The 18,976-nt window shown below is 36.2% G+C and carries 17 protein-coding genes, 1 tRNA gene and 1 riboswitch; of the genes, 12 read left to right on the top strand and 6 right to left on the bottom strand.

All coding sequences use genetic code 11. From position 1 onward, the window contains the following. Window positions 1–27 precede the first annotated feature (27 nt). From LACWKB10_RS01800 to LACWKB10_RS01790, 3 genes are all read right to left on the bottom strand, one after another. On the bottom strand, window positions 28–1,344 hold the full coding sequence (locus LACWKB10_RS01800; protein WP_034978038.1) for a C1 family peptidase: 1,317 nt from the start codon (window positions 1,342–1,344) through the stop codon (window positions 28–30). Window positions 1,345–1,436: 92 nt separating this feature from the next. Continuing rightward, a complete protein-coding gene (locus LACWKB10_RS01795) occupies window positions 1,437–2,048 on the bottom strand; it encodes a PH domain-containing protein (protein ID WP_034978037.1) in 612 nt (203 codons plus the stop codon). A gap of 545 nt (window positions 2,049–2,593) precedes the next feature. Next, window positions 2,594–3,016, bottom strand: a complete 423-nt coding sequence (locus LACWKB10_RS01790; protein WP_034978036.1) for an Hsp20/alpha crystallin family protein — start codon at window positions 3,014–3,016, stop codon at window positions 2,594–2,596. Window positions 3,017–3,224: 208 nt separating this feature from the next. Here LACWKB10_RS01790 and greA point away from each other — a divergent pair, with 208 nt between their 5' ends. From greA to LACWKB10_RS01770, 4 genes are all read left to right on the top strand, one after another. After that, window positions 3,225–3,686, top strand: coding sequence for a transcription elongation factor GreA (greA, locus tag LACWKB10_RS01785; protein WP_034978035.1), 462 nt, complete (start codon window positions 3,225–3,227; stop codon window positions 3,684–3,686). A gap of 78 nt (window positions 3,687–3,764) precedes the next feature. Continuing rightward, window positions 3,765–5,078, top strand: coding sequence for a Y-family DNA polymerase (locus tag LACWKB10_RS01780; protein ID WP_034978034.1), 1,314 nt, complete (start codon window positions 3,765–3,767; stop codon window positions 5,076–5,078). Then, window positions 5,071–5,427: a hypothetical protein gene (locus tag LACWKB10_RS01775; RefSeq protein WP_081945320.1), complete on the top strand. Its 357-nt coding sequence runs from the start codon at window positions 5,071–5,073 to the stop codon at window positions 5,425–5,427. Before LACWKB10_RS01780 ends, LACWKB10_RS01775 begins: the two co-directional genes overlap by 8 nt. Before the next feature lie 88 nt (window positions 5,428–5,515). After that, the gene (locus LACWKB10_RS01770; protein ID WP_034978033.1) at window positions 5,516–6,178 is read left to right on the top strand and encodes a CPBP family intramembrane glutamic endopeptidase; all 663 of its coding nucleotides are present in this window, start codon (window positions 5,516–5,518) and stop codon (window positions 6,176–6,178) included. Window positions 6,179–6,243: 65 nt separating this feature from the next. Here the strand turns inward: LACWKB10_RS01770 and LACWKB10_RS01765 are convergent, their stop codons facing one another. The 3 genes from LACWKB10_RS01765 to LACWKB10_RS01755 form a co-directional block, all read right to left on the bottom strand. Beyond that, complete coding sequence (locus LACWKB10_RS01765) at window positions 6,244–8,310, bottom strand: BspA family leucine-rich repeat surface protein (protein WP_034978032.1); 2,067 nt, start codon at window positions 8,308–8,310, stop codon at window positions 6,244–6,246. Window positions 8,311–8,544: 234 nt separating this feature from the next. Further along, window positions 8,545–8,615: transfer RNA gene (locus tag LACWKB10_RS01760), tRNA-Gly, on the bottom strand. A 186-nt stretch (window positions 8,616–8,801) separates the two neighbouring features. Beyond that, window positions 8,802–9,407, bottom strand: a complete 606-nt coding sequence (locus LACWKB10_RS01755) for an SOS response-associated peptidase family protein (RefSeq protein WP_034978030.1) — start codon at window positions 9,405–9,407, stop codon at window positions 8,802–8,804. Between the two features lie 93 nt (window positions 9,408–9,500). Here LACWKB10_RS01755 and trpS point away from each other — a divergent pair, with 93 nt between their 5' ends. The 8 genes from trpS to rsmA all read left to right on the top strand — a co-directional run bounded on the left by trpS (window position 9,501) and on the right by rsmA (window position 18,893). Beyond that, window positions 9,501–10,523: a tryptophan--tRNA ligase gene (trpS, locus tag LACWKB10_RS01750; RefSeq protein ID WP_369792467.1), complete on the top strand. Its 1,023-nt coding sequence runs from the start codon at window positions 9,501–9,503 to the stop codon at window positions 10,521–10,523. A 4-nt stretch (window positions 10,524–10,527) separates the two neighbouring features. Further along, window positions 10,528–11,007 (top strand): deaminase, encoded by a 480-nt coding sequence (locus LACWKB10_RS01745; protein WP_034978027.1) that lies wholly within the window; start codon window positions 10,528–10,530, stop codon window positions 11,005–11,007. Further along, entirely contained in the window at window positions 10,937–11,596 is a 660-nt protein-coding gene (locus LACWKB10_RS01740; RefSeq protein WP_369792466.1) for a TPM domain-containing protein, read from the top strand. The genes LACWKB10_RS01745 and LACWKB10_RS01740 overlap by 71 nt, the downstream gene beginning before the upstream one ends. 57 nt (window positions 11,597–11,653) lie before the next feature. Further along, window positions 11,654–11,819, top strand: a riboswitch (M-box (ykoK) riboswitch). Between the two features lie 87 nt (window positions 11,820–11,906). Further along, a complete protein-coding gene (mgtA, locus tag LACWKB10_RS01735; protein ID WP_034978024.1) occupies window positions 11,907–14,597 on the top strand; it encodes a magnesium-translocating P-type ATPase in 2,691 nt (896 codons plus the stop codon). 116 nt (window positions 14,598–14,713) lie between these two features. Continuing rightward, window positions 14,714–16,690 (top strand): methionine--tRNA ligase, encoded by a 1,977-nt coding sequence (gene metG, locus LACWKB10_RS01730; RefSeq protein WP_034978022.1) that lies wholly within the window; start codon window positions 14,714–14,716, stop codon window positions 16,688–16,690. After that, window positions 16,690–17,457, top strand: coding sequence for a TatD family hydrolase (locus LACWKB10_RS01725; RefSeq protein WP_034978019.1), 768 nt, complete (start codon window positions 16,690–16,692; stop codon window positions 17,455–17,457). The genes metG and LACWKB10_RS01725 overlap by 1 nt, the downstream gene beginning before the upstream one ends. After that, on the top strand, window positions 17,444–18,010 hold the full coding sequence (rnmV, locus tag LACWKB10_RS01720; RefSeq protein WP_034978016.1) for a ribonuclease M5: 567 nt from the start codon (window positions 17,444–17,446) through the stop codon (window positions 18,008–18,010). The genes LACWKB10_RS01725 and rnmV overlap by 14 nt, the downstream gene beginning before the upstream one ends. After that, window positions 18,000–18,893 carry a 16S rRNA (adenine(1518)-N(6)/adenine(1519)-N(6))-dimethyltransferase RsmA gene (gene rsmA / locus LACWKB10_RS01715; RefSeq protein WP_034978012.1) on the top strand — a complete coding sequence of 298 codons (894 nt, stop codon included), beginning with the start codon at window positions 18,000–18,002 and terminating at the stop codon, window positions 18,891–18,893. The genes rnmV and rsmA overlap by 11 nt, the downstream gene beginning before the upstream one ends. The last annotated feature ends 83 nt before the right edge of the window (window positions 18,894–18,976 follow it).

The raw sequence follows: 18,976 nt of genomic DNA, 5'->3' as shown, positions 1-18,976 counted from the left end.
GTCTTTTTCTATTAGTTATAAATTCGCTTAAGCTAGTGAATCCCAAGCTGGTAAGTCTGTAATTGGACCCTCAGCAATAGCTACTTGTTCTGGTGTCAAGTACTTTTTGTGGACAACAACTTCATAAACATAGTCATTGAACCAATCATTATTCATAACAAAGAAACCTTTGTCACCGTTCTTTTCGCCCCAGGAATTTTCAACTTTCCATTGACGCACATGGCCACCATCTTCATCAACACCAACAAAAGCCATAGCATGAGTTGAAGCGCCGGCACCGGTACGCAAGCGGTCAGCTTTGGACATCTTGAGGTCAACACCAAAGAGATCACTTAGTTTATATAAGTCGCTGTCAAGATATCCCTTTTTACGATCGCTTTGTTCACCAACATCATTACCAAACCAAACAGCTTCACCATCTTTTAATTGGTTAACAGCTGCAGTTTCCAAGTATTCCATTGGTACATTCAAGAATTTGATGCGGTATGATCCTTCAACGTTATCTTCAAATGGCAGCCCATATAATTTATCATATTCATGATCTGGTGCATTAGACAATACAACGTAATCATTAAAGTCAACATCGCCCATGTATTTATGCAAAAATTCTAGTGGAGTTAAATCTTTGTCCAAATGATATTTCTTGTCATCATCACGGTATTCCAAGTCAAATTTCTTAGGTGGTTCTCCAACTGCAATTGCTGTTATTTGGTAAATTTCACTTAAGAATTTCTTACGGGCCTTTTCTATTTCATCATCTTTACCGTCTTGCTTTAATTTGCGTAAAACTAGAGCGTCTTTTTTCAGTTTATCGCCCAAAGCTTTACCTAAACCGGCAGTGTTATTGGTATTAAAACTTTCAGGCATTGCATAGGAAGGCACAACACCGTATTTTTCAATTAAAGCGGCACCCATGTGGAATTGACCCCCGTCTCCGCCAGCACTGTCTAAATATGCTTTTACGGTACGGGAATCAAGTGGTTCATCAGCAGTATCTAAAATATTGTCATAAAAAATATTTGCCCGTTCAACTTTGTCCCAGAAAAAGTTGTAACTTTGTGAGAAAGTAAAATTCTTGCAGTGATATTTTTTGCCAAAATAATGTCGTAAAATATTTAAGGTAGCAAATTCCCAGCAACGACCTGACTGGCGCTGGTTAGTAACATTTTCAGTATCCAGCTCTGTTGAAAATACCCGAGTCAATTCGCCTTGAACACGTTCATTGTAAGATGCTGCAAAAACACCGCTTTTTTGAGCAGCTCGTGCCACAACTTGATTTTGCGGCTTTTCATTAAAGTTTTTCGCAAACTCTTCTAGTTCTTGAACAGTTAGTTTGTGAGCCATAATATATATTCTCCTTTTTTAATCTATTTTTAAATTACCTTATATTTTAATCTAAAAGAAAAACGAGTTCAATAGCTGACCACGCTTTGGTTTTATAATCCTAAAACTTGTTTCTTCTTAGCCGAAAATTCTTCTTCAGTCAATATCCCCTCATCAACTAACTCTTTTAATTGCTTTAATTCTGCGATCATATCTTGGGTACTATCTGTTGTATTTTGTACTGGAACATTTTGAATACTTTGTTGGTAATTCTTTGACATGCTTTTAATAGTATCTGCTAAAATTGGTGCAGCAGTTTTATCTAAATCGTTAAGAAAAATATTTGTTGCTCCATTAGTTATTTGAATGTCAGATAAGAAAAGTCGCGTTTTTATTGATACACCATTAATCATATTAAGTGGTATATCTGTAAAATCTCCCCCAATAAACATGTTCTTATTAATTATCATTACACGCATGTTTGTACAAATTATCAGTGCAGTATGATTATCGTAATTGCCACTAGCTGCATACTGGATACTCTCACCGCCTGCAATATCAATATTATCTGACAGGGCTCTTAATTCTTTATTGTTAAACCAAAAATCAAAAACTTTCTTATCAATTAATTGTTTTTTAATTTCATCTGGTATGTTCAATTTATTTATTTTTTTAGCAGCACTCGAAGCTCGATTTTCTATGTATATGTCATTATTTTTGCTCAATTTATACTCCTCCTAAGGAAAAATTGCCCTAGGTTTAACGTCACTGGCTGTGGTGGACTGGTCAGCTATTATTTGAGATTAATGACTAATAATCTTGAAATTGGAAAAGAGTAGAAGAAAGAGTTAAGCCTAAACTTTAGCAGTCCTAGTATTAACAATAACAAAGGTGCAAAATTTTAAATATTAAATTTTACTGATATTATTAGATTAAAACTATTGCAAATAGATATCAATTGTCTTTGCGAATTTTAAATACTATATAAAAGAACCTATAGATGGAAATGCAAAAATAATATTTAAAATGATAGGTTCTGTTAATAATCCTGAAATTTTAAACGAAATATAGTCTCAAAACTCTATTACTTAATCTGCTGCTAAAGAAAAATCTAAAAAGCAACTGGAAACAAAATAAGCCATCCAGACTTTGATCTGGATAGCTTATTTTGGTGCTTCTGACATGTTTTATTTTAAAAACAGTTCAGACAAGTTTAAATAGACTTTCTGTTATTTCAGTGAGTTAATATACTTTGATAATTTGAAGACAATTAGTCAATTTGGATTGAGTTATCGCTTGCGCCAGCTTGTTGCTTTGGCAGGGTAATTGTCAATACACCGTTATCGTATTTGGCATGAATATCACTTGCAACTACGTTTGGTAATCTGAAGCTGCGTGAAATGTGACCTTCACTTCTTTCACGGTGAATAATGCTGTTATCCTTGGACATATCTTTAAATGACTTTCTTGAACCTGATACACTTAAAATACCATTATTGTAATTTAGGTGAATTTTATCCTTGTCCATTCCAGGCATGTCAACTTTGATTACATATTCTTTGTCGTTTTCAACAACATCTGATTGCATTAATTTTGCTACTTCATTATCATCGAAAAATTTTCTTGGAAGATCAAACCAATCGTTCATCGCATCGAATAAATCATTGTGCCGATTCATCATATCATTTGCCATAGTAAAAAACTTCCTTTCAAAATTTATATATTTGTAACAGAAGACTTTCATTTCTTCCTTACAATTATTATTATAGTATGCAGATTCATAAAAAGGAAATATTTAGCACTATTATTTTTAGAGTGCTAATTTATAAAAACTAAAACCTCCATAACAGTAATTATAGCTTGTGGATAATATTGAAAAGAAAAAATTAGGAGAGAATATTTTGGTTTATTATCAAAAAATGACGCCTCAAGGCTATCAAAAAATTAAAGATGAGATTGCTGATTTGAAAAAGGATAGACCTAGAAGAATTAAAATTTTGCAGGAAGCACGCTCTTTGGGTGACTTGTCTGAAAATACTGAATATACAGAGGCAAAACGTGATTTAGGACACCTTCAGAGTCGTTTGCGCTATTTGGAAAAGCAGTTGAAATATGCAGAAATTATTGAAAAAACAGCTGACGGCAAGGTAGATCTGGGCAAAACGGTCACATTAAAATTTGATGATGATGCAGAAACTGAGATTTACCAAGTTGTTGGACGAATGGAGGCAGATATCAGTGCTGGTAAAATAGCTTTCGACTCGCCATTAGGTCAGGCTATCATGAAAAAGAAAGTTGGCAAAACTGTTAAAGTAGAGGCTCCGGCAGGGGAATATCAGGTAACGATTGAAGCAATTGAATAATTTTTCACTTGATTATTCGAACTGGTGTTTGTATAATTTATTTTAGCGAACATAAGTTTGCATTAGGAAGTGAAAGCAATGTATGATTATCGTTATGAGCCCCATCGTTTAATTTTTATGATTGATAACAAATCATTCTTTGCCAGTTGTGAGGCACTTCAATTAGGTCTAAACCCAATGAAAGCTGTGTTAGCAGTTGTTTCGCATCAGCCACATACAAATTACGGCTCGGGGCTAATTATGGCAGCCTCACCTTTAGCGAAGAAAAAATATGGGCTAACTAATGTTATGAGGGTACGTGATTTACCTACGAAAAAAGAAGCGCCAGACCTAATTTTGGCAGACCCGCATATGAATTTGTATATTAAACGTAGCATGCAGGTATTAAAAATTTTTCAGAAATATGCATCAGATGAAGATATCCATGTTTACTCAATTGATGAAAGTATGATTGATATGACCAAGTCTTGGCGTTTGTTTGGGGATGATCCTTATCTGGTTGCTCGCAAAATTCAGGTAGAAATAAAAAATAAGATTGGTCTTTATACTACTTGCGGAATAGGAGAGAATCCACTGCTAGCTAAACTAGCTATGGACATTTCTGCTAAACATCGGTGTTCGATGATTGATTATTGGCATTATATTGATGTCCCCGATACAATTTGGCAAATTAAAGATATGGAAGAAGTTTGGGGGATTGGCAAGAGAACAGCTGCACGTTTGCGCCACCTGCATATTAATAATATGTATGAATTGGCTCATACTGATCCGGCAATTTTAAAAAATGAGTTTGGCGTGATCGGCGAACAGCTATTTGCGATTAGCTGGGGAGTTGATCGCAGCATTATTAGTGAAAAATATTTTCCCATAATGAAAAATTACGGCAATTCACAGATTTTAAACCGTGATTATACGAATCAGCGAGAAATAGAAATAGTTTTACGTGAAATTGGCGAGCAGGTGGGTGCCAGAATAAGGGCACACCGTTTACAAGCAAGCTGTATAAGCTTGTTTGTTGGCTTTTCTAAGTACGAACAAGATGGCAGTCGCAAGGGCTTTAATGTGCAGCAAAAAATTTGCCCTACTAATGATAATGATTTATTAGTTGAAGAAATACTGGCTCTTTTCCGTAAAAACTGGCATGGAGAAACGGTCCGAGCATTAGGAGTCAATTGTAGTCGCTTAGAACCTGATAATTGCCAGCAATTAACTTTTTTTGTTTCGGCCACTGAACAGATAAAAAAACGTACTATAAATATAACTGTTGACAAAATCAGGAAAAAATATGGTTTTACCAGTTTAGTCAAAGCCTCAAGTTTGTCTAAGGGCGCTACGGCAATAAGGCGCAGCAGTTTAGTTGGTGGACATAATGGTGGAAATGCATATGAATGATTTTGATAAAGTAGTTCAAGACTTTTTTAAGAATTACCAAGATCGCAAAATGAAAAAGTGGCAGGGTTTCTTTTTGAGCGATCATACTATGGCAATTAATAAAGATAAACAAAAGCGCAGCGTGAAGCATCCCGTTAAAGATACTATGAGTATAGAAGAAATTAGCTTGCAGCTGCTTAAAGCATATGGCAATCACCGCATGGTACATCTGCAGGTTAAAGTTATGAACAGTGATAATCAATTACCAGCTGATATCTGCGGCTTTGTCAATGGTTATAGTGAAGACGGCATTATTGTTGACGGACAAAAAATTGCTTTAGAAGATATAAATAATATCAGTGTAGATTAAGAAAAATTACCTTGATATTTTATATAGATATCTTTTTTTGCTATAATATGGAACTTGTAAGGTACATAATAGTATAGAGGTAATTTTTGTGAATACACCAGCATCAAGGCAAGGCAACATAATACGCTATCTTATTTATTTTATTAGCTATTTGATGGTTGCCGGGGTGATTAAGTTAGTTACTGCTAATTCACCAATTCATATTTGGGATCTAATTTTATTTGCAACTATCTCATTAATGGTTTCACTGTTTTTTATTTATCGCTTTAATAGGGAACAACGCTTTTTTGATCGTAGTTTTGCGGGATCTTGGCTTAGCAATTTTGGCTTGATCATTGGTTTGACTGCTGTGGTAACAGCATTGCGTATCAGTGTTTCCTGGTTGCAGTCCTACGGCAGACTTAAATTATATAATTTTCAAATTGCATATTTGCATCATGAAGCAACAGTAACCTACTGGTTTTTAGTAGTTGCAATTGGTATCGTTTTACCAATACTACAAGAATTTTTAATTACCGGTTTTTTATTCAATTATGCTTTTAGGAGCAATACTGTTTTAACTGCAATTCTAGGAATATTGACTTCAGGGATTCTGTTTAGTTTACTTAATTGGCAAAACTCACTGCCACTATTATTAATTAATATAATTTTTGGAGCACTTTTTGCTTGGTCATACCTTTATACGCAAACCTTATGGATGCCGATCTATTTAGCAATTTTAAATGGGGTTCTCCTAATGATTATGACTTAAGTATTGAAATTAAAATAAGAGTCAGGAAAAATTTCCTGACTCTTATTTTTTACTTGTAATATTTATTAAAAGTCACTCTTTTTGACGTATTGTTTTTTCCCTACGATATAATATAGCTTCTGCTGGATCTTAACGGCTGCGCCATAAGTTCTAACTTTTTGCCCTTTCTTTAGGGATTTTCGCTGTAGCTTTTTAGTCGCTTTACTATAAACATAGCTGTTGCGCCTGAGCTTGCGCTTAACGCCTGAGACGTTAGTAGCCTTAATATAGTTATTCTGGCCTAAATCGTAATACTTCTTGCCCTGAATAACTTTAGTGCCATAAGTCCAAATGATCTTGCCCATAAAGTATTTGCCAGTTTTACGACTGCCATTTTGGTCATACAGATAGGAATTATGAAAAACTGTTCTCCTCACTGCAGTCCAGTTTGTGACATTTTTCGAATAAATATAGGTAACACTTTGCGGCCTATCAGTATAGAAACCAGTGGCATTATTTGGTCTTTGGGTCAGATTATAGCCAGTCAATTGTACTTCTTGCGTAAGATAACCATCTCCGACATTACCGTTTAGAACCTGATCAGGAGCAATTTGCTGGCCGGTTTCATCTCGATAGTGAACTGTAACGACTCCTTCTCCAATATAGTGGGATCCTGTTTGTCTCGGTTTCTTAGCATAAACATAAGTAACCTCTTGGATTTGGTCAGAAAAAGTTCCTTTGGTGTTTGTCGGACTAGTTTTTAAAATATAGCCATTAATGTCTTTAGAACTACTGGAATATGGATCGCCACTGTTTCCAGTTAGAGCATTATCCGGAGCAATGTTTTTTCCTGATTCATCCAGAAAGTGTTCTATGACTGCAGAATTTGTTCTAACATAGGTATCATGATCTTGTTCACCTGTATATTTGGACATTAATTCTTTGGATGTCCAATGTTTGCTGCCTTCAGGATGTTCCATAGTGCCGCTGCCAACATTTAGCCAAAAACCAGGTCTATCTAGTGCAGTATTTTTAAGAGAACAATTTGGCCCTAAAATTAAAGTATTCAAATTAGAAGCTCCGGCTAGCATGTAACTTTTCTTTGCAGAAAGGGTATTGAAATTGCTGATATCCAATGTTTTCAAGTTAATACAGTTGCTAAACATAGCTGACATTTCAAGCACTTTAGCAGTATCAAAATTCTTAAGGTCTAGGCTGGAAAGACTAGTACAATAGCCAAACATGCTAAACATACTCTTGACTTGGGAAGTATTAAAGCTGCTAAGATCTAAACTGGATAAGTTGGTGCAATTATTAAACATGTTAGTCATTTCATTAACTTTGGCCGTATCAAAGTTTTTAAGAGATAAGCTGGTAAGACTTTTACAATTTTGAAACATTGCGTACATATTGGTAACGTTTCTGGTGTCAAAACTGCTTAAATCAAGTTGTTTTAACTTCTCACATCCACTAAACATTTGACTCATACTGGTAACTTGAGATGTATCAATATTTTCTAAACCTTCAATTTTAGTCGTGTAAGCAAGGCCAGAAAATATCCCGTTTGCTTTACCAATAATTTTCAACGGACCATCAAACTTTAATGTTTCAGCGAGTCCGTATGTATTGGGAATATAGGGAATAAGTTGATCAGGATCAGTAATTGTACCACCTGAAATAGTGCATATACGTGCATCTGTATCAAGCGTTACTTTTAATCCGTCCCACTCACCAGTCATTACTGATTCAGGATCCTCTTCCTTCACTAACATTGTTCCTGCTGAGGATTTTTGCGCATCTTTTATGTTTTGGATATTTGATGGCTGAAGTTGTTCTGCAGTATTAAGAGTAGGATTAGAATTTGCGCTAGCATTAACAACTCTTTTTAATGGGTTAACGTCTGTATTATTAGAAACAAAACTATTAGTATTATTGACTGTGTCCTTGATTTTTAAACTGTTATTATTTTGATAAAATATTTTACGCTTGCTTTTGTGCTTATTAATTGCTTCTCTTTTTGTAGTCAAGGGTTTAGCTACTGCAGTATCAGCTTTAATGACAGCAGGATTCATAGCAATTAAACCTAGAGATGTTGTAACGACACTGGTTAATATTAATTTTTCTCTGCCGTGTAAATTAAATTTTGAATTCATTATTATACCTTTTGACCTTTCAAAATTAAAACCAGAACAAAACTGACATTAATTTTAAAAACAATACCTAAATTTATATTAACACTAAATTAATTATAAATATATAAAATTAAATTAATATATATTTATAGTATATTTAAATATTATATGAACAAAACAGATATAAGGGCCTTAAATTAATAAATTGATAAACAAAAAAAGCAACAGCTATTAAAGCCATTGCTTTTTTATTTAAGCGGATAGCGTGAATCGAACCCGCATCTTCAGCTTGGGAAGCTAACATTTTACCATTAAACTATACCCGCATTACTCAAACAGTTTATCATGTTTCGTTTTCGAAACCAAGTTTTGATTTTTAAAATTTTACAAGTAGCTGCTAGGAGAAGGAAAAATTTCTTAAAGTAGCGTCATTTTTTACGAGTTTCAGAATAAATTTGCGTAATAATAAATAGGAGTGAGAAGCTATTTGAATTAACTTGGAAATATTGTTGTTACTTTTTAGGTGGTAGCTTAACAGAATCAAGACTTAACTGGCTGCGATCAACTAAAGATGAAAAGTTCTGAAATAGCCACTGGCGCAATTCAGCAGCTTGGATAACTAATGGCATTCTGTTATGAATTTCAGCGTAAGTCCTATTTGGCTGAGTAGTAACCATTGAAAAATGATCCTTTTGATAAATTCCGGCAATTAGTGTTAATGCACCATTTGCATTCTTGAAACTGAAGCGTTCATGGTAAGTATGACCATTTTCGGCGGAATAAGTATTATGCCCTGATTCAAAAAATTGGCTGGCAACAATAATACAACGAGATCTGGCAAAAGAAGAGTCCCACATTGACCTTTTTTCTTCAAAAAAGCGTTCAATTCGCGCATTAAATATGACTTTATTTTGATCATACGGACTGGGGTAACCCCATGATTTGGGCAGCAGCTGCAACTGGTTATCAGCATAAACCAAAACGGGAGCGAGACTTTTAGGAAAAACGCTCTGATTTTGAGGCAAATTGCTTGCCGGTTCTACTAGAGGTAAATTTAAGTCATTTACTAAGTATTTTTTAATTTCTGCTAGACTTGGCAGTTGAAATTGATTGCACATTTTTTCCTCCATGTTTAATCATTGCACGATTTTTGGTAGAATTAATATAATTATCACATTAAAAAGATTTTAATTATTTAAGGAAGGTAAAGTATGATAAAAAAGAAAGTTATCCTTACAGGTGACCGCCCAACAGGGAAATTACATGTGGGACATTATATTGGCTCGTTAAAAAACAGGGTCAAATTACAAAATTCAGGCGAATATCATCCATTTATCATGATAGCCGATACACAAGCATTAACTGATAATGCGCGTAATCCTGAAAAAATTCAAAAAAGTTTAACTCAAGTAGCACTGGACTACTTGGCAGTTGGCATAAATCCTGAAATTTCTACAGTTTTTATTCAATCACAAATACCTGCCTTGTTTGAATTAACGGCCTATTATATGGACTTGGTCACTGTTAGTCGTCTGGAACGCAATCCAACAGTTAAGGCCGAAATCAAGCAAAAAGGATTTAACGATTCCATTCCTGTCGGCTTTTTAAATTATCCGGTTTCACAGGCAGCTGACATCACAGCTTTTAAAGCGACTTTGGTACCAGTCGGGGATGATCAGGAGCCAATGCTAGAGCAGGCGCGTGAAATAGTTCGTACTTTTAACCGTGTTTATAACTGCAATGTATTAGTAGAACCTCAAGGTTACTTCCCGGAAAAAGGCGAAGGACGCTTACCTGGCTTAGATGGCAATGCCAAAATGTCCAAATCCTTAAATAATGCTATTTATCTTTCTGACGATGCCAAAACCGTTGAACAAAAAGTAATGTCAATGTATACTGATCCCCAGCACATTCATGTTGAAGATCCAGGCAAAGTTGAGGGTAACACTGTCTTTACCTACCTTGATATTTTTGATCCTGACAAGGATAAGGTAGCGCAATTAAAAGAAGATTACCAAAAAGGCGGCTTGGGTGACGTAAAAATTAAGCGTTATTTAAATACGGTATTGGAAAAGGAGTTGGCTCCAATACGCGAGCGACGCTCTAAATATGAACAGAATACATCAGCTGTCTATGATATGTTAATTGAGGGCTCTAAGAAAGCAAACGAGGTAGCTAACCAAACCTTACAAGAGGTAAGGGATGCAATCGGTTTGAATTATTTTAAGAGGTAAAAAAATGCGTAAGCGAATTCCCTGGAAGCAGTACTTTATGATGCAGGCCTTAGTAATTGCTCAGCGTTCGACATGTGATCGGGCACTAGTAGGTAGTGTTTTAGTGAAAAAGAATCGTATCATTGGTACAGGCTATAACGGATCTGTTACGGGACAGCCTCATTGTGATGATGTTGGTCATCAACTGGTTGACGGGCACTGCGTACGTACTATTCATTCTGAAATGAATTCACTGATCCAATGTGCACGTAACGGCGTTTCAACCGATGACACAGAAATTTATGTCACACACTTTCCCTGTTATAATTGTGCTAAGGCATTAGTGCAGGCTGGAGTTAAAAGAATTAATTATTACTTCGACTATAATGACAGTCCACTTGCGATTAAACTTTTTAAAGACTGCGGGGTTCCTTATGAACAAATTAAAATCGATCGACAATATGTGGAGCAATTGGCCCATAAACTGGAAGACGCTGAAAACTAAGTTTGCTTTGCTCACGGCCTTTATTGGCATTTTTCTAACGATGACTGGTTTTTCAAGTCCTAACATTAAAGATAACAGTAATCTGCTTGAACGCGAAACCAGCAAATTAATTTTAGCAAAAAATGATCGATATTTTCAGACTAGTGAGCAACCCAAAATCATTGTGAAAACAGTGAATCGGGTTGATCACTTGACACCGGCTAAGTTAAACAAGTATAAACGGACGGTTTTTATTGTTGTTGGCACTAAAAATAAAAAACGTAATGTGCAGATATTTTCCAGTAAAGATCTGCATAGTGCATTTTCTGCTGATGTTCGCGGCAATATAATTCGTTCTCAATCTGATAAATTACGTAGCACTAATAAAAAGAAATTTAATGAAGGCTTACGCTTTGTGTTTAGAGCATGTGCAACAACTATTGATCAACGTTATCAGTATTCACTTGATAAGTATGATTTATCCAGTGATGAGCGGGCACAGCTTTCTCATCCTCACAGGTTGGCCTTGCCTATAGCTTTGGCGCTTGCGTTATTAATTGGTGGGTTGATTTATTTCTTTAAAAACAATTTGAACGTAAAAAAAAGGTAAAAATATTGACTTTATCATATGTTATGTATTACACTCACAATGCAATTAAATAAGAAACAAATAAACTGTTAGGTGAGACTCCTACGTGAACAAATGCTATCGCCCGGAAACATCCAGAGATGCCAACGGGTCAAATAGTTATCGTCGATATAAGGCGAAAACCAGATGGCTAGTTGCAAGGCTTACGTCACGTAGTGTTAAAACTGAACGATGAGTATAATATACCTGTTGAAAAGGGGCGCCAAGCGGTTAGCATGGGCGCCCCTTTTTTAGTTTGTTTGAGTTAGTTCTGTGATGAGGAGTGGGGATAATGCTGAAAAAGCCAAGTGGTACAACCAGCAACAAAGATTTGGCATTGGTAAAGGCAATAGCCAAGGAAAGCAGATCAGAGACTTTAGCGAGACTACATGCGAGCAGTAATGGATTAACTAGCAAGCAGGCAGAAAAAAATAGAGAAGAATACGGTTCAAATACAATTGCTTCAAATAAACATAACTCTAAGTTACGTTTTTTAGCTGAAGCTTTTATTACGCCTTTTACATTAGTTTTATTAGTTTTGGCAACATTGTCTTTGTTTACTGACTATATTTTTGTGCCGGCTGGTGAAAAGGATTTGACTACCGTTGCAATAATGGTCACGATGGTTTTAATCTCTGGTGTTACCAGTTTTGTGCAAAACGTCAGATCATCAAATGCTGTTGACTCTTTGCTTAAGATGGTTTCTGTCACAACTGACATTATTCGTGACGGCAAAGACCAGGAAATTGATACCAGTGAAGTAGTGGTAGGCGATGTAATCCGCTTAGCAGCTGGAGATATGGTACCAGCCGATATGCGACTTCTAACAAGCAAAGACCTCTTTTGTTCATCAAGTTCTTTAAATGGTGAATCAAATCCAGTAGAAAAAATTGCAACTTCAAAGCCGAAAATTGGTGCCGACCGTGATTATTTAGATTATCCCAACATTTTATATGAAGGAACAACAATTGTTTCAGGTTCAGGTTTGGGAATTGTCTTTGCTACAGGTGAAAGAACAATGTTCGGCAAACTGGCTCATGATATCTCACATAACGATGTCAAAAATACAACATTTGACATTGGCATCAAAAATGTTTCCAAGTTATTGATTATTATGACCGCAATCATTGCTCCGTTGGTTTTTATCATTAATGGCATCACCAAAGGTGACTGGGTTAATGCGCTAATTTTTTCAATTGCTACAGCTGTGGGTTTGACTCCCGAAATGCTGCCGGTAATTGTTACTACTAACCTGGTTAAGGGATCAATTGAAATGTCAAAAAAGGGCACAATTGTCAAAAAGATGAACTCAATTCAAAACTTTGGCTCTGCTGATATTTTGTGTACGGACAAGACCGGAACATTAACGCAGGATAAAGTGGTTTTGGAACGCCACTATGATTTAAATTTGCAGGAAAACCCGCGTATTTTGGAATTAGGCTACCTCAATTCTAATTATCAAACCGGAATGAAAAATCTGATTGATAAAGCAATAATTGAAGCTGCCGGCGATGAATTGGATATTAGTGAAATTCAGCGTGATTACAATAAAATTGATGAAATTCCGTTTGATTTTTCCAGAAGGCGCATGAGTGTCGTGGTGGAAAACTCTGATGAGCAACATGGTGAGCACCTGTTAGTAACAAAGGGTGCTTCAGAAGAAATGATGGCAGTTGCTACCAAGCTTGAAGTTGACGGTCAAATTTTACCTTTAACAGCTGAGCGAAAACAAAAAGTAATGGCTAAAGTTAACGACATGAATGATGACGGCTTGCGGGTTATCATGCTGGGATACAAGCGTAATCCTGCTCCTGTTGGAGAATTTTCCGTCAAAGATGAAAATGATCTTATTTTATGCGGCTATCTGGCCTTCCTTGATCCGCCTAAAGAAAGTGCTAAAGATGCTTTAGCTCGTCTAAAGTATGACGGAATTAACGTTAAAATTTTAACAGGAGATAATGAAGCTGTTACCAGAACTGTGGGCTTACAAGTTGGTTTAAATGTTGATACAGTTTATACAGGTGCAGATTTGGAGGGAAAGAAGCCCGAAGAATTAGCTAAAATGGTGGAAGAGTGCAACATTTTTGTCAAATTATCACCAGAAGATAAAACTAAAATCATTAACTTGTTAAAGAAAAATGGTCATACTGTTGGTTATATGGGAGACGGCATTAATGATGCGCCTGCAATGAAAGCAGCAGATGTTTCAATTTCTGTTGATACAGCCGTGGATATTGCCAAGGAATCTGCTGATATTATTTTGCTGCATAAGGACTTAAATGTTTTGGAAGCTGGCGTTAGAATTGGACGCAAGGTATTTGGCAATACTATGAAGTACATTAAGATCACTCTTTCTTCCAATTTTGGTAATATCTTGTCAATTATGGTAGCCTCTTCTTTCCTGCCATTTCTGCCAATGCTCCCACTGCAGCTGTTAGTTCTTGATTTACTTTATGGAACCAGTTGCCTCGCACTGCCATTTGATGATATGTCTGATAAGTTTTTAAAAGAGCCACGAACCTGGTCAACTAAAAAGTTGCCTAAATTCATGTTTTATTTTGGCCCAACTTCATCTGTTTTTGATATTTTGACATTTGCCCTATTATTCTTTGTGATTTGTCCCCAATTAACAGGTGGAAATTACAGCGCACTTGGAGCAACACAAAAAGTAGCATTTGTGGCACTTTTCCATACTGGTTGGTTTATTGAATCACTTTGGACCCAGGAAATGGTTATTCATGCTTTGCGTGATCCACGTTTGCCATTTATTAAACAGCATGCTGCACCAGGAGTAACTTTAGCCACATTTGGAGCTGGAGTAATTGGAACATTGATCCCATTTTCATTTTTAGCAACAAAACTGGGTTTTGGCAAGATGCCAATTGAATTCATGTGGGTAGTATTTGGTATACTTGTTCTATATATTTTACTGACTACAGTTATCAAGCATTTCTATTTAAAGAGTGAAAAATTTTTAATCTAAAAATAAGCGTAAAATGCTAAATATCTACTAAAAAAGAGGACTCCGTAAGGAATTCGCTTTTTTATTGGTGTAGTATAATATAATATAATTAAACAAAAATTAAGGAGAAAATGAATATGGCTGATAAAAAAACTTTTTATATCACAACACCAATTTACTATCCATCTGGCCGATTGACTATCGGTAATGCGTATACTACTATCGCTGCAGATGTAATGGCACGCTACAAGCGTAGTCAAGGATACGACACCTTCTTTTTAACCGGTACTGATGAGCATGGGTTAAAAATTGAGCAGAAAGCTGAGAAGCAGGGAGTTAAACCGCAAGAATTTGTAGATAAAATGGTAGTTATTTATAAAAAGTTGTGGAAAAGCCTTGATATTTCTTATGATAAATTTATTCGTACTACTGACAAAGAGCATGTAAAAGGCGTCCAAAAAATATTTGAACAGCTGCTAAAACAGGGGGATATCTACCTTGGTGAGTATACTGGCTGGTATTCCGTAGAAGACGAAGAGTACTTTACAGAATCGCAATTGGCTGAAGTTTATAAAGACGATGATGGCAATGTGATTGGTGGTAAGGCTCCATCAGGTCATGAAGTGCAGCTTGTTAAAGAGCCTTCATACTTTTTTAAGATGAGTAAATATGCTGATAGACTTTATCAATATTATCAAGATCACCCTGATTTTATTCTTCCTCACACTCGTGAAAAGGAAATGGTCAACAACTTCTTAAAGCCAGGTCTTGAAGACCTTTCAGTTACTAGAACTACTGTTTCCTGGGGTATCCCTGTTCCAAGTGATCCTAAGCACGTTGTTTATGTTTGGATTGATGCCTTATCTAACTATATTACAGCTCTGGGATATGGTTCGGATGATGATTCGCTATTTAAGAAATACTGGCCTGCAGATGTTCATCTGGTAGGTAAAGAAATTGTGCGCTTCCACACTATTTACTGGCCAATTATGCTGATGGCCTTGGGATTACCATTACCTAAGCATGTTATTGGTCACGGCTGGGTTTTAATGAAAGACGGCAAGATGTCCAAATCAAAAGGCAACGCTGTTTATCCTGAATCTATTATTAACCGTTATGGCGTGGACGCACTGCGTTACTACTTGATGCGGGCCTTGCCGTTTGGTTCTGATGGTGTCTTTACTCCAGAAGACTTTGTTGAACGGGTTAACTATGACTTGGCCAATGATTTAGGCAACTTGCTTAACAGAACTGTTTCAATGATCAATCAGTATCAAAATGGAAAAGTTGAACCCGTTGCGCAGGAGCAGGATGACTTGGGTAAGGATTTAGCCCAAACTGCAGCAGACGTCATTGCCAGCTACAAAAAAGAAATGGATACTCTGCACTTTACTCAGGCAATCGAGGATATTTGGAAGTTTATTAATCGTGCTAATAAGTATATTGATGAAACTATGCCTTGGAATTTGAATAAGGAAGGCAAAACAGCTGACTTAACTCGTGTAATGTCAAACTTAGCAGAAAGTTTGAGAATTATTGCTTTGCTGATTGCTCCAATTATGACCAGAACTCCAGTTGAAATGTTCAGACAATTAGGTCTTGACTGGAAGAACGATGAAGAAAAGAAATTTGAATTTGGTGCATGTGCTTGGGATACTAATGTTATTTCTGATCCAAAACCGATTTTCCCAAGAGTTGAGCCTAAAGAAGAAATTAAATACATTCAAGATGAGATGGCTAAAGCTAAGCCAAAGAAAGAAAGCCGCAATGAACAAGGTAAAGATAAGGAAATTTCAATTGACGCTTTCGATAAGGTAAAAATTCAAGTTGGCAAAATTTTATCTGTTGAGCCTGTTCAAGGGTCTAAGAAACTGTTGCAATTCCAAATGGACTTTGGCAATGGTGATGAAAGACAGATTTTAAGTGGTATCCGGCAATATTATCCTAATGCCAGTGAATTATTGGGTAGAAAAGTTTTGGCTGTAACTAATCTTAAGCCGCGCAAGATGCTGGGTCATTTGAGTCAAGGTATGCTCTTGTCCAGTGAGAAAAATGGCGAAGTCAAATTAGCTTTAGTTGGTGACGAACATGAAGTCGGGGCACAACTAAGTTAATGGAGTTAATTGATAACCATACTCATTTACAGGATGAGCCGTTTCGCGGTAAAGAAGAATTTTATCTTGAACGTGCGCAAAAACTGGGTGTGACTAAAATAATTTGTGCAGGGCAGGATCCTGATTTTAACAAGCGTGCCATTGATTTAAGTCAACGCTTTACTCAGGTTTATGCTATGGTTGGCTACTGCCCTGATGTTGCCAAAGATTATGACCAAAAAGCAGAAGATTTATTGATCGAGCAGTTACAACTGCCTGGTGTGGTTGCCTTAGGAGAAGTAGGCCTTGATTATTATTGGGATGAATCTCCAAGAGCAAAGCAACGGGAAGTTTTTGCAAGACAAGTTGAACTGGCACATGAATTAAAAAAGCCTGTTGATATTCACACTAGAGATGCGTTTGGGGATTGCTACGAAATACTAAAAAACAGCAATTTGGAATATGGTGCAATTTTGCATAGTTTTAACGGTGACATTTCATGGCTGACCAAATTCTTAGATTTGAATGTATATTTTTCTTATTCTGGGGTTGTTTCCTTTACTAAAGCCGTGGAGGTACATGAAGCAGCTCAAAAAACTCCTTTAGAACGGTTGTTGGTTGAAACCGATGCACCTTATCTCACTCCTAAACCATACCGCGGCAGGCAAAATGAACCAGGTAATGTTTATTATGTGGCACGTGCGATTGCTGAATTAAAAGGTCTACCGCTAGATGAGGTTGCTCAGGCAACATATGCAAATACAATGAGGGTCTATGGACTTAACTAAAAAACATTTTGATGCCGTCGTAGTCGTTGAGGGAAAAGACGATACAATTCGGCTTAAGCAATTTTTCCCAGGTATTGAAACAATTGAAACCAATGGTTCAGATGTTCCTGAAACTGTACTTGCGGAACTGCAGGAATTGGCTTGCAAAAGAGATATTATTGTTTTGACTGATCCTGATTTAAATGGTGAGCGAATAAGGCGTCTGGTGACTCAGGCAGTACCAACAGCTAAACAGGCTTTTATTACTCGAAAAGAGGGAGAGCCTCATAAAAAAGGTTCCCTTGGCGTTGAACATGCATCAAAAGAGGCCTTAAAAAAAGCTCTGAGTGATTTACATGAAAAAAAGGTGCCAAATACTGATTTAACAAGAGAAAAGTATCAAAAATTGGGTTTAGCAAGTGGCCCTAATTCACGCAAAACACGAGAAAAAGTTGGCAATAAACTGCGCATAGGCTATGGAAATGGAAAGCAGTTTTATCACCGTTTACAAACTTTTGGTATTTCACTTTCTGAACTTAAACAAGCTCTTAAGGAGGTACAAGATGAGCACTGAGATTCCCATTGGTTCCCCTGTTAGAACTCAGGCAATTATTAATCGCTATTTTATGAAAGCTAAAAAGAGCCTGGGTCAGAATTTTTTAGTAGATCTGGACGCTCTTCATGGTATTGTCAAAGCGGCAGCAATTAAACCCGATGACCAAGTAATTGAAATCGGTCCTGGAATTGGCTCCTTAACTGAGCAATTGCTGGATGCCGGCGCTAAGGTTTTTGCTTATGAAGTTGATGAAAATCTTTTAGAAGTATTACAAAATGAACTACCAAAAAAAATAAACGGTTATCCTTTAGATCAACGTTTCAAATTTAAGATAAAGGACATACTGAAGGCTGATTTTAAGCAAGATTTGAAAGATTTTTTTGATTTAAGCAAACCGGTCAAAGTTGTAGCGAATTTGCCTTATTACATCACTACGCCAATTATTTTCTTCCTTAACAATTCTGAATTAGAATTTGCCAGTTTGACGCTGATGATGCAAAAAGAAGTGGCAGATCGTTTAAGTGCTCATTCAGGAACAAAAGAATATGGACCTTTAACAATCGCTGTTCAAACAGAAATGTCTGTTCACTCATTTATGACTGTAAAAAGTTCTTCTTTTATTCCAAGACCAAAAGTTGACTCTAGTGTTGTGGTTTTAACACCTTTGCCCGCAGAAAGTAAAATCGATATAAATGATTCTAAGCACTTTAATTGGGTAGTTAAGATGTGCTTTGCACAAAGGCGGAAAACATTAAATAACAATTTGAAAGCACTCATACCGAACAATGAAGATCGAACACATTTAATTAAGTCGTTAGGTGTCGATTCCCGAGTTCGTCCCGAACAGCTGACTCTTAAGCAATTTGTCCAAATTGCTGCATGTGTGCCAGTTAAAAATTGACGAAAATATTCTGTGGTTGTTTTTAAAAAGAATTGAAAAAATAATAATAAAGTGGTATAATTCACTCCAAAGGAGTTGTTTTC

This window comes from Lactobacillus sp. wkB10 (genome assembly GCF_000760615.1).
Classification (GTDB): Bacteria; Bacillota; Bacilli; order Lactobacillales; family Lactobacillaceae; genus Lactobacillus; species Lactobacillus huangpiensis.
The sequence above is the reverse complement of the archived record's forward strand: the minus strand, read 5'-3'. Positions and strand labels throughout refer to the sequence as shown.

Bases quoted from the DNA above. Each gene is read 5' to 3' on its own strand.
- LACWKB10_RS01755 (WP_034978030.1), bottom strand. From the start codon at position 9,407: ATGTGCAATCAATTTCAACTGCCAAGTCTAGCAGAAATTAAAAAATAC.
- LACWKB10_RS01780 (WP_034978034.1), top strand. From the start codon at position 3,765: ATGTATGATTATCGTTATGAGCCCCATCGTTTAATTTTTATGATTGAT.
- LACWKB10_RS01745 (WP_034978027.1), top strand. From the start codon at position 10,528: ATGCGTAAGCGAATTCCCTGGAAGCAGTACTTTATGATGCAGGCCTTA.
- rsmA (WP_034978012.1), top strand. From the start codon at position 18,000: ATGAGCACTGAGATTCCCATTGGTTCCCCTGTTAGAACTCAGGCAATT.
- metG (WP_034978022.1), top strand. From the start codon at position 14,714: ATGGCTGATAAAAAAACTTTTTATATCACAACACCAATTTACTATCCA.
- rnmV (WP_034978016.1), top strand. From the start codon at position 17,444: ATGGACTTAACTAAAAAACATTTTGATGCCGTCGTAGTCGTTGAGGGA.
- LACWKB10_RS01765 (WP_034978032.1), bottom strand. From the start codon at position 8,310: ATGAATTCAAAATTTAATTTACACGGCAGAGAAAAATTAATATTAACC.
- LACWKB10_RS01740 (WP_369792466.1), top strand. From the start codon at position 10,937: ATGAACAAATTAAAATCGATCGACAATATGTGGAGCAATTGGCCCATA.
- LACWKB10_RS01800 (WP_034978038.1), bottom strand. From the start codon at position 1,344: ATGGCTCACAAACTAACTGTTCAAGAACTAGAAGAGTTTGCGAAAAAC.
- LACWKB10_RS01725 (WP_034978019.1), top strand. From the start codon at position 16,690: ATGGAGTTAATTGATAACCATACTCATTTACAGGATGAGCCGTTTCGC.
- trpS (WP_369792467.1), top strand. From the start codon at position 9,501: ATGATAAAAAAGAAAGTTATCCTTACAGGTGACCGCCCAACAGGGAAA.
- LACWKB10_RS01775 (WP_081945320.1), top strand. From the start codon at position 5,071: ATGAATGATTTTGATAAAGTAGTTCAAGACTTTTTTAAGAATTACCAA.
- LACWKB10_RS01790 (WP_034978036.1), bottom strand. From the start codon at position 3,016: ATGGCAAATGATATGATGAATCGGCACAATGATTTATTCGATGCGATG.
- mgtA (WP_034978024.1), top strand. From the start codon at position 11,907: ATGCTGAAAAAGCCAAGTGGTACAACCAGCAACAAAGATTTGGCATTG.